The sequence below is a fragment of the Fretibacterium fastidiosum genome, from assembly GCF_000210715.1.
GTDB classification, from domain to species: domain Bacteria; phylum Synergistota; class Synergistia; order Synergistales; family Aminobacteriaceae; genus Fretibacterium; species Fretibacterium fastidiosum.
On the sequence record NC_021038.1, the window covers coordinates 248,287 to 254,374 of the forward strand.

A 6,088-nucleotide genomic window follows, 5' to 3' on the forward strand; every position below is an offset into this window, starting at 1 on the left:
CAATCCATATTAAACGCGAATTGGTATTAGGATAAGACTTCTGCATTATTCCTGAGATAGCGCCCCAAGATACCCGAGGGCAGGTTCTGAGCATTGCGGTCAAATATTTCGGAGGCGCCAAAGACCAGGAAAGAATCCTTTGCCCGCATACTGTCGCAAAGCTGCGTCCAAGCCATACGTGCGCACAGATCCACTAACGCAGAGAAAGAAACATGATCCTAGATTCGTCAGACAATAGAGAGGCTATTTCTCCCTTCTCTCCCTAAGCACACAGCTAAAAGCACTCCGAGCTAATCAGCCTCGTAGCTTTCTCTCACAGTAGACAACTTGGTTTGCCCAGTCGCTTCTGTTCCGTCTTCCTTATAAACCTTACAAGTTAGATTAGAATCGGAGTAAGAGTTTTCAAATTTCTTGATAAATTCTGAAACAGTAGAATTACCTTTTGTCGCGCGTTCACGTGGATATGCTTTCATTTTTCCATTTTCAGTATCGCTTATCTCCTTCGATGTTGCCTTATCAAAAACTCCAATCAAAAAACCTTCCACGTTATGTATGGCGGCCTTTCTCGTTCCCACTGTAGTCATAGATACACCCTCCTATTCAATACTTACTGCAACACTTCAACTTCATTATGTGACCATCCTGTTTGATACCAAGCTTTCCTCCTTTCATCTACGTTCCCCCCTATCACGCAGGCCAGGCAATGCCATCAGATCGTGGTCAATGCTCCAAACTTTTTCCGAAAATTCTTTTCACCGTGGTGGGAACGCATGTGTATCGGGCATACTTTTTACGCACATCGATTGCCTCTTGAACCCAGCAATTCAGATTCTCGTGTATTTCGTCGTAAGCGTCCCATTCCGACGGGTTCTTAACAGGTGCAACCGTGTACAACTCCAAGACTTGCTCATCTGATCTCAGCCAAAAAGAGCACAAGGGGTTTTGCCCCTGCAGTCCCTTGCTCGCCAAAGAGTCATTGACCGGGGACAGATTGTGAATATAAATGGCCATGAGCCCCCTGTTGGCATTCCAGGCTCTTTTAATCTCGTACTTGACCCATTTTCGACTTGCCGTCTCCGCGCCGATGAGGACGATGACGCAAGAACAACGCGCTATCTCCTCGTCAATCCACTTTCTGACGGCATCGTCACCCTTTTTCTTGATCTCTTCCCACTTGTTGGGCTCAACCGGCTCGTTACCCTCCAGAACGCCCATCTGTCGGATATTCTGCACACGCATGACGTCCTGTTTGTAATAAAAACTGTAGAACACCTTTTCTTTTACCTTGGTCATCAACAACCCCTCCTCACGAAGAACAAGACCAGCGCAGCGACCAGCATGACAGAATAAACGGGAAGCGTGCTGCGGGAGAACATGATACGAAAGACGCATTGTTCTTCTCCCATGAAGGGTTTGAAGGACATGTCGTAGGGATTCCCTGCCTCATCCCCAAGACGAACTCGGTCATAAAGGCGGCGAAAAAGACGCTCCATACGGAGATACCAGGAATCCATCCACCAAAAAACAAGCACCGCCGCAGCAAGAAGCCAGGGGACGCACAATACATGAGAGCCCTCCGCCGAGACAACAAACGCAGAAAGAGCGGAGAAAAGCGTCACCGCCCAGCCCTTACAGAGGAATGAATTACCCGCCATGCGATTGATTGCACCCTGGATGAAACCGAGGTGTGCCACCCTGTCGTAACCTTCAGGCATGTTCCTCCCTCCCTTAATCATACGGACCGTCCCCCAGCGTCCTCTTGCGACGGCGCAGGCAACCTCTCAGCGGTTGGCAGAATTCCCCTTAACTGACGCTCCAAAAATGCGTAAGTTTCAGGGGTGGGTGGAAGCTCCAAGCGCATCTCCCCTATCTGAAACACCACAGGGGCGTCACTCCCAGCCACAGGTGGCACAACATTTTTCCCCTCAGACTTCTCAGTTTTACCAGTTTCACAAAAAAAATAAGCGACAGGAACCCCCAGGGTCTGAGCAATTTGGGAGATCACTTCAACATCAGGGGTTGCACGTTGGTTTTCCCAGCGCCAGACCGTGTTAGTTTGAACACCAACAGCCTCCGCTAAAGCAGCTTGGCTCAATCTAAGGGCTTCGCGAGCCCGCTTAATCCTCTCTCCCACATTCATTGTCAACCACCGCACACACTCTACAATTTCGTAGACGGAAAGTCTATTGCCATATCAGATGATTTTCACCTACATAAAAGTTGTTTTATTAAGGGGAAACTTTGTGAAATGGCTAAAATATTTTCGAGAAAAACGAGGATATTCTCAAAGAGCCCTTGTAGGCAAGGTGGGAGTTCAGGAGAATACCTTATGGCGATGGGAAAATAAAAAATCTACTCCATCAGTAGGTATTGCTGAGCGTATCGCCAATATTTTGAGTGTCGAAACATCAGAGCTTTTGAACGGGCCGGCGGAGGAGTCACGAGAGTTCACCTTGATTTACGACAGAGAGGGGGATTTGAGAATGGAGGTCCTGAACATGGCAGCAAACGCGCCGGAGCAGCGCGTGATGTCCGTCTCGCCGCGGCGCATCGCCGCGATGGTCAACATCAAGACCGCGAACCTGAATCGCGAGGAGGCGAAAAAATTGATGCTGGACGAAATGGCCGAGCGGTTCGACGAGGCCTGGGCGCAGCAGGAGAAGTGGAAGGAGGCGAGGGCGTAAGAGAAATAGCCCCACGAGGGGGGCTATTTTTTGAACAGATCGGCGTGGGTTCCGGTACAAGAAAGAGCGAGGACGAGGACATCTTCGTACTTTCTGTAAATCAGAAGCCAATCTGGGGTGACGTGGCACTCTCGATGACCCAGCCATTTCCCTCTCAAGGCATGATCGCAGCAGCGCGCGGGCAATGGTTCGCCTGAAGCCAGCAGATCAATGGTTTCAGTCAGAAGAGAAATATCGAAGCCTCTTTTAGCAAGAAGCTTCACGTCTTTTCTGAAACGGGACGATGGCTTGATTTCATACATCGGCGAGAATGTCCGCCATCATCGCGGCAGCGCTTGAATAGCCTTTTACCGACGGGTCATGAGCGATACGTTCTGATTCCTTAAGCGCGGCCAGGGTTTCCTCGTTAGGCTCAGGGTCCTCCAGTTCGTCGATGAGTTGGAGCACCCGCGCGGCGTCCTGGTCCGAGAGATTGCGGAAACGGCGGTACAGGGCTTTCCGTTCAGCAACTTGGGCAACGGTCATGATCATCCTCTCCTTTCGGAGAGATTATAACAAAAGGGGCGTGGGGAATGTGAGGGGAAAAGAGACAGTGCAGTTTACGGCGAGACTCCCCTTTGAACGCACCGCAAACTGCGTTTTTTGGCTGCCGACCGGAACACGCGTCCGGGGCGGGAGCATCACCCTGGCGTCCCGGCCCTATGAGGACTGGCGCAGAAACAAGCAGATGGGGCGCGGGGGGTATGCGTTCTAGCCGAAGAGCTCGGCGTGACTGCCGAGGCGATAGAGGGTCAAGGTCTCCTCGTCCCGCTCATAGATAAGCAGCCAGTCCGGAGCGACATGACACTCCAGGCAGCCCACCCACTCCCCGACCAGGGAGTGCTCTCTATAAGAATCCGGCAGGGGGGCGTCCTGGGACAGAAGATCGATAACGGACTGAAGAAGCTCCATATCGCAGGAGCCGGAACGGGAAGAACGCTTGTAGTCCTTTCTGAAAGCCTTCGTCGTGAGGATGGATCGGGTCACTCCCCATCCTCCTCGTCAAGCGTGGCGAACATCGAGGCCGCGTTGTCGAAACGGCGGACTCCAAGCCCGGCTCGGCCGTCCCGAATCGCCGCGGCCGTCTCCTCGTTGGGGACGTTCAGCTCGATCGGGAGTGCTCCGGTCTCGGCAACCGTCGAGAAGAACGCACGGATGACCGTGCTGGCCGATACACCGCGACGGGCGAATACGGCATCCGCCTTGTGCTTGACGTCCGAATCGATGCGGGCCCGGATGACGGAATCTGTCTTCATGATACCCCTCCTTTGCACAATGTAGCTACATTTTATCGCAGGCAGGGGATATCGACAAGGCAATACAGTACAACAGCGAGACTGCCCATCATGAAAGGAGGCGGGATGGTGCAGCGGTATCGGAATCAGATAAACGAGGCGGCGACACCGGCGGCGTTCGGGCGGAATTACGTCGACGGCGCCGCGACGGGCGTGAACGTCGCCGGGGCCATCGCGGGAGCGGGCGACGAGCTCCGCCGGTTCGCGGAGGTCCGCAAGCGCCAGCAGGACGAGTGGGACGCCGCGACGGTCATGAACGCTCAGACCGAGTACGCACGGCAGATGGCCGAGTGGATGGACGACCCCGAGACGGGGAAGCTCCAGACCCTGAAGCTGGGGGCCGCGCGGGGACTGACCGACGAGACCTTCCAGTATGCCGACGAGCTGGCGGAAAAGATCGCCGGAGGCCTGGAGAACGAGAACCAGAAGGCCGCGTTTCTGCGGATCGCCGAGCGCGCGAAGCTCCCGTATTGGAAGCAGGCGAGCGAGTACGAGGGCGAAGACCCCCCCGGACAGCCGGAACCGCTCCAGCCTCTCCCCGATCGGCGAGGGCAGGGGGTGCAGGCCCCCGCCGCACCCAGACAGAAGCGCTCCAAGATGATACCGGACGGGACACCGTATGACCCCCCTGCCCCTTCGGGGCACCCCCCTTGCAGGGGGGGCAAAAGAGTGGGGCTTCGGCTGTCCCCTCCTTGCAGGGAGAGCAGGGAGGGGACAGCCGGGCTCTGGGGGGCCGGATGCTCCCCGACGTGAAGGCGCGCCGGACGGGAAAGTTCGACGACTGGCGGGGGTACAGGAACGGCAAGCACAACGGTGAGGACTGGGCGGCGCCCGAGGGGATTTCCCGCGCTGTCGAGGAGGCGGACTCCGACCTCGAGGCAGCGCGCATCGCGGTCGTCGTGTCCGAGGACCCCGTCGCGGCCCTGGCGATGACGGAAGGGTCGGAGTACCTGCTCCCCGACACGGCGGCGGGGCTCAGGAAAAAGCTCTCCGGAGAGGTGGAGCGCCTGGAGCGGCAGGCTGCGGCGGAGGCGGAGAAGGCGGCGGCCTACGCCGCCACGGATGCGCTCATGGACCGGTTTGGGACGGACGAGCGGGCCGCGTGGAATGCGATGGAGAACGACCCCTCGCTGGACCCCGAGACGCGCGAGCGCATCTGGGGTAAATACAAGGCGCGCCTCTCCGACCGGGAGCGCTGGGAGGCGCAGCGGGACCGCGACTACATGAGCGGCTGGATGGACAAGATCGCCGACAGCTCGAGCCTGGAGGAGGCGCAGCAGCTCATCCAGGACAGCGGGGCGGACGGGAAACAGCGCGTGCAGATGGAGAGATGGGCCGCACAGATACACCGCCCGGAGAAGTTCAAGGAAGACGTCCGGGATTGGGCACAGGCGTTCAAGGAGGTCACGAACGGGCAGATTAAGACGGACGAGGAGCTGATCTACCGCTGGGGTGGACGGCTCTCGTCCAGCACCATGAAGAGCCTGGTCAGGATGTTCTACAAGGAGAGGGCATCAGGGACCGGGAAGAAGGGCGCCGACTACGTGGGGTACAGCTTCTCCAAAGCGATAACGACCGCTATATTGAGGGGAATCTCACGGACGAGGAACAGGCCAGGCTTGAGGAGCTGAAGCCTGCTGTGCGGCAGATGAGGAAGCCTTCCCGGCTCTCCGATTTCTACAACGCACCGGAGCTCTATGCAGCATACCCGGAGTTGGCGGATGTTCGTGTCAAATTTCAGGGTATGGGAGGGAAGAAAAAAGGTGCTTACAGCCCGGCTAAAAACGTGATCACCCTCAACGCTTGGGTTCGTGGTGAGGATGCGAGGACAGCACTGATCCACGAAATTCAACACGCGATACAGAACATCGAAGGGTTCGCCAGCGGGGGGAACCTGGAGAAGGGGGGCGAGCGATATCACCGCCTTGCAGGAGAGGTGGAGGCCCGGAACATCGAGAAGCGCACGCTTTTGACGGATAAAGAACGCAAAGAGCGTTTGTTGGCCGAAACGGAGGACGTGGCACGGGAAGATCAGATCATCCTGGAAGAGATGATAGAGGCCCCAAATCC

The 6,088-nt window shown here is 56.3% G+C and carries 12 protein-coding genes; 4 read left to right on the forward strand and 8 right to left on the reverse strand.

Annotated elements, in window-relative coordinates; genetic code table 11:
* Nucleotides 1-290 precede the first annotated feature (290 nt).
* The 4 genes from SY1_RS01095 to SY1_RS12705 all read right to left on the reverse strand — a co-directional run bounded on the left by SY1_RS01095 (nucleotide 291) and on the right by SY1_RS12705 (nucleotide 2,140).
* A complete protein-coding gene (locus tag SY1_RS01095) occupies nucleotides 291-584 on the reverse strand; it encodes a hypothetical protein (protein WP_208872515.1) in 294 nt (97 codons plus the stop codon).
* Between the two features lie 136 nt (nucleotides 585-720).
* Nucleotides 721-1,293, reverse strand: coding sequence for a TIR domain-containing protein (locus tag SY1_RS01100; RefSeq protein WP_015555903.1), 573 nt, complete (start codon nucleotides 1,291-1,293; stop codon nucleotides 721-723).
* Nucleotides 1,293-1,715, reverse strand: coding sequence for a hypothetical protein (locus tag SY1_RS01105; RefSeq protein ID WP_208872516.1), 423 nt, complete (start codon nucleotides 1,713-1,715; stop codon nucleotides 1,293-1,295). The genes SY1_RS01100 and SY1_RS01105 overlap by 1 nt, the downstream gene beginning before the upstream one ends.
* A gap of 17 nt (nucleotides 1,716-1,732) precedes the next feature.
* Complete coding sequence (locus SY1_RS12705) at nucleotides 1,733-2,140, reverse strand: helix-turn-helix domain-containing protein (RefSeq protein ID WP_409152344.1); 408 nt, start codon at nucleotides 2,138-2,140, stop codon at nucleotides 1,733-1,735.
* Nucleotides 2,141-2,198: 58 nt separating this feature from the next.
* On the opposite strand from SY1_RS12705, the gene SY1_RS01115 reads away from it, so the two are divergent.
* Entirely contained in the window at nucleotides 2,199-2,684 is a 486-nt protein-coding gene (locus tag SY1_RS01115) for a helix-turn-helix domain-containing protein (protein WP_208872518.1), read from the forward strand.
* A gap of 23 nt (nucleotides 2,685-2,707) precedes the next feature.
* On the opposite strand, the gene SY1_RS01120 is transcribed toward SY1_RS01115, so the two are convergent.
* The 4 genes from SY1_RS01120 to SY1_RS01135 form a co-directional block, all read right to left on the reverse strand.
* Nucleotides 2,708-2,986 carry a type II toxin-antitoxin system YafQ family toxin gene (locus SY1_RS01120; protein WP_208872519.1) on the reverse strand — a complete coding sequence of 93 codons (279 nt, stop codon included), beginning with the start codon at nucleotides 2,984-2,986 and terminating at the stop codon, nucleotides 2,708-2,710.
* Nucleotides 2,979-3,215, reverse strand: coding sequence for a hypothetical protein (locus SY1_RS01125; protein ID WP_208872520.1), 237 nt, complete (start codon nucleotides 3,213-3,215; stop codon nucleotides 2,979-2,981). Before SY1_RS01125 ends, SY1_RS01120 begins: the two co-directional genes overlap by 8 nt.
* 219 nt (nucleotides 3,216-3,434) lie before the next feature.
* Nucleotides 3,435-3,710, reverse strand: a complete 276-nt coding sequence (locus SY1_RS01130) for a type II toxin-antitoxin system YafQ family toxin (RefSeq protein WP_243440544.1) — start codon at nucleotides 3,708-3,710, stop codon at nucleotides 3,435-3,437.
* A complete protein-coding gene (locus SY1_RS01135) occupies nucleotides 3,707-3,979 on the reverse strand; it encodes a type II toxin-antitoxin system RelB/DinJ family antitoxin (protein ID WP_015555907.1) in 273 nt (90 codons plus the stop codon). The genes SY1_RS01130 and SY1_RS01135 overlap by 4 nt, the downstream gene beginning before the upstream one ends.
* A 108-nt stretch (nucleotides 3,980-4,087) precedes the next feature.
* Between SY1_RS01135 and SY1_RS01140 the strand changes: the two genes are divergently transcribed.
* The 3 genes from SY1_RS01140 to SY1_RS01150 all read left to right on the forward strand — a co-directional run.
* Complete coding sequence (locus SY1_RS01140) at nucleotides 4,088-4,771, forward strand: hypothetical protein (RefSeq protein ID WP_208872521.1); 684 nt, start codon at nucleotides 4,088-4,090, stop codon at nucleotides 4,769-4,771.
* A complete protein-coding gene (locus SY1_RS01145) occupies nucleotides 4,711-5,649 on the forward strand; it encodes a hypothetical protein (RefSeq protein ID WP_208872522.1) in 939 nt (312 codons plus the stop codon). The genes SY1_RS01140 and SY1_RS01145 overlap by 61 nt, the downstream gene beginning before the upstream one ends.
* Before the next feature lie 17 nt (nucleotides 5,650-5,666).
* The coding region (locus SY1_RS01150; RefSeq protein ID WP_208872523.1) for a hypothetical protein at nucleotides 5,667-6,088 on the forward strand (422 nt) is incomplete at its 3' end.

Excerpts from the sequence above, each read along its gene's own strand:
- SY1_RS01100 (WP_015555903.1), bottom strand. The coding sequence starts at position 1,293 with ATGACCAAGGTAAAAGAAAAGGTGTTCTACAGTTTTTATTACAAACAG.
- SY1_RS01115 (WP_208872518.1), top strand. The coding sequence starts at position 2,199 with ATGATTTTCACCTACATAAAAGTTGTTTTATTAAGGGGAAACTTTGTG.
- SY1_RS01105 (WP_208872516.1), bottom strand. The coding sequence starts at position 1,715 with ATGCCTGAAGGTTACGACAGGGTGGCACACCTCGGTTTCATCCAGGGT.
- SY1_RS01120 (WP_208872519.1), bottom strand. The coding sequence starts at position 2,986 with ATGTATGAAATCAAGCCATCGTCCCGTTTCAGAAAAGACGTGAAGCTT.
- SY1_RS01125 (WP_208872520.1), bottom strand. The coding sequence starts at position 3,215 with ATGATCATGACCGTTGCCCAAGTTGCTGAACGGAAAGCCCTGTACCGC.
- SY1_RS01135 (WP_015555907.1), bottom strand. The coding sequence starts at position 3,979 with ATGAAGACAGATTCCGTCATCCGGGCCCGCATCGATTCGGACGTCAAG.
- SY1_RS01095 (WP_208872515.1), bottom strand. The coding sequence starts at position 584 with ATGACTACAGTGGGAACGAGAAAGGCCGCCATACATAACGTGGAAGGT.
- SY1_RS12705 (WP_409152344.1), bottom strand. The coding sequence starts at position 2,140 with ATGAATGTGGGAGAGAGGATTAAGCGGGCTCGCGAAGCCCTTAGATTG.